This is a genomic window from Shimia sp., assembly GCF_041624275.1.
In the GTDB taxonomy this organism is placed as follows: domain Bacteria; phylum Pseudomonadota; class Alphaproteobacteria; order Rhodobacterales; family Rhodobacteraceae; genus Shimia.
In genome coordinates this window covers 1-2,483 of record NZ_JBFJVE010000287.1, presented here as the reverse complement: position 1 = coordinate 2,483, position 2,483 = coordinate 1, and the positions used below count along the sequence as shown (strand labels likewise).

Genomic DNA, 2,483 nt, shown 5'->3' with positions numbered 1-2,483 from the left:
GTTCACCGCGATGGTGCATTCGTGCAGGATGTCGGGGCCCTTGCCGTAACCGCCGGTCATGGTGTCGCCGATCAGAAAGGGCGCGCCCTCGACGCGGGATGTGGGGCCGCTCTTGCGATGCGCCGGCGTCATCGTGCCGACGCCCTTGGGGTTGGCGATCGAGGCGTCCTTGTTGCCGCGATCGTCCTGATATGGATTGCCGCCGCTCATGCGCCTGCCTCCAGTTGATCCTTGTTTTTCAGGCCGGTGCCCAGATAGGCCTCGATCACCTGCTCATTGGCCTTGATCTCGTCCAGCGTGCCCTCGGCCAGCACCTTGCCCTCGGCCATGCAGATCACCGGGTCGCAGATCTTGCCGATGAAATCCATGTCGTGTTCGATCACGACAAAGGTGTAATTGCGTTCCTTGTTGAGCCGCAGGATGGCGTCGCCGATGGTGTTAAGGAGCGTGCGGTTGACGCCGGCGCCGACCTCGTCAAGGAAGACGATGCGGGCATCGACCATCATGGTGCGGCCAAGCTCCAACAGCTTTTTCTGTCCGCCCGAGACCTGACCCGCCTTGTGGTCGGCCAGATGTTCGATGGTCAGAAACTCCAGCACCTCGTCGGCCTTGGCGCGCAGCGCGCGTTCCTCGTCGGCGATGCGCTTGCGGCCGAACCATGTGTTCCACAGGGTTTCGCCCGATTGCGCGCCGGGCACCATCATCAGGTTCTCGCGGCAGCTCATCGAGGAAAACTCGTGGGCGATCTGGAAGGTTCTGAGCAGCCCCTTGTGAAACAGCTCGTGCGGTGGCAGGCCGGTGATGTCCTCTCCGGCCATGGTGACTTTGCCCGATGTGGGAGGCAATACCCCTGCGATCACATTGAAAAGGGTGGTCTTTCCGGCGCCGTTGGGACCGATCAGGCCGGTGATCGAGCCGGGCTCGATCGACAAGGTGGCCCCGTCCACGGCATGAAAGCCGCCAAAATGCTTGTGAACGTCTTCGACGACGATCATGTTTCATTTCCCCTGTGTGTTTTTATCAGGCTGCGATTCAAGCCGCGCCTTTTATACGGAAAAGACAGCCCGGCAAGGGCCGGACTGTCTTTTTTCGCGTTTCGAACTGCGTTTCAGCGGAAACGGGCCGTGTTGTCCTTACCGCCGTCGAAGTTGATTTCGCGGTAGTTTCCTGCGGCTTCGCCGGGTCCGATCAGCTCGACGCCGGTGGCGCCGACGAGGTCGATGTCACCGCCAGCGGCGAGGATTTCCAGACCCTTGGCCAGTTCGCCGACGCCGATCTTCTCGCCCGGCGCATTGGCCACTTCCATCACCTTGTCCTTGTAGGCCTGCGGATCGCTGGAGCCCGCGGCCTGCATGGCCAGCATGATCAGCGCCGCGGCGTCATAGGATTCCGGGGTGAAGGGCGAGGTCGAATCGAAAGCACCGCCGACCAGTGCCGCATAGGCGGCGGCCAGCTCTTCCGAGGGGCTCGGGTGGGCGCCCGAGGATCCGTCGATCTCGGAGCCGAAGTTGTCGAGCAGCGCCGAGGAGATCATGCCGTCGGGGAAGTGGAAGGTGTCGAAGGCCCCCGAGTCGAGCGCCGCGCGGACGACGCCGGACCCACCCTGGTCGACATAGCCGGCCACAACCAGACGCTCACCGCCGGCAGCCGCCAGCGCGCCGACCTCGGCCGAGTAGTCGGCCTTGCCGTCTTCGTGGGCGGCGTTGATGGTCACGCTGCCGCCGGCGGCTTCAAAGGCAGCCTGGAAGCTGTCGGCCAGACCCTTGCCATAGTCGTTGTTGGTATAGGTGACAGCCACTTCCTTGACCCCGAGATCGACCAGGATCTCGGTGATGACGGCGCCCTGGCGGGCATCCGAGGGGGCGGTGCGGAAGAACAGGCCGTTGTCCTCGGCGGTCGACAGCGCGGGCGAGGTCGCCGAGGGCGAGATCATCACCACGCCGTTGGGCACGGCGACGTTGGACAGGATGGCGCCGGTGACGCCGGAACAGTCGGCACCGATGATGCCCTTGACGCCTTCCGAGGTGATCAGACGCTCGGCAGCGGCGGTGGCGGCGGCGGCGTCGATACAGGTCGAGTCACCGCGCACCGGGGTCACGGTGGCGCCGCCCAGCAGCTTGCCCGAATCCGAGACTTCCTTGATTGCCAGCTCGGCGCCGGCCGCCATTTGCGGGGTCAGCGATTCGATCGGGCCGGTAAAGCCAAGGATCACGCCCAGCTTGATGTCTTCGGCCGAAGCCGCACCAGCCATCAGCGCGGTGGCAGCGGTTGCCATCAGCAGTTTTTTCATAAGTCACTCCCTGAGTATTCTTGTTTTAGGATTTTGTTTCCCTGAGCGAAGCCTATTCCCGGATTTTTCAAAAGAAAAGGGGGGATGGCCGGGAAAATGCAGACCGGCGAAAGTCGTTTCCGGGCGCTTGGGGCCTGCCGTTGGGGAAGCCCTGGGGAAGCCCGCGCGCAGCGGCCGCCGCCGCCGGACGGCG

At 63.9% G+C, this 2,483-nt stretch carries 2 protein-coding genes and 1 pseudogene; all 3 read right to left on the bottom strand.

Annotated elements, in window-relative coordinates; genetic code table 11:
• A pseudogene (locus tag ABZD10_RS15190) lies at window positions 1-210 on the bottom strand (ABC transporter ATP-binding protein); the annotation flags it as partial.
• Window positions 207-995 (bottom strand): ABC transporter ATP-binding protein, encoded by a 789-nt coding sequence (locus ABZD10_RS15185; RefSeq protein ID WP_372887805.1) that lies wholly within the window; start codon window positions 993-995, stop codon window positions 207-209. The gene ABZD10_RS15185 and the pseudogene ABZD10_RS15190, both read right to left, overlap by 4 nt.
• 113 nt (window positions 996-1,108) lie before the next feature.
• Window positions 1,109-2,290, bottom strand: a complete 1,182-nt coding sequence (locus ABZD10_RS15180; protein ID WP_372887803.1) for an ABC transporter substrate-binding protein — start codon at window positions 2,288-2,290, stop codon at window positions 1,109-1,111.
• Window positions 2,291-2,483: the final 193 nt, after the last annotated feature.

Coding starts and splice junctions, on each gene's coding strand:
- ABZD10_RS15185 (WP_372887805.1), bottom strand. CDS start 995: ATGATCGTCGTCGAAGACGTTCACAAGCATTTTGGCGGCTTTCATGCC.
- ABZD10_RS15180 (WP_372887803.1), bottom strand. CDS start 2,290: ATGAAAAAACTGCTGATGGCAACCGCTGCCACCGCGCTGATGGCTGGT.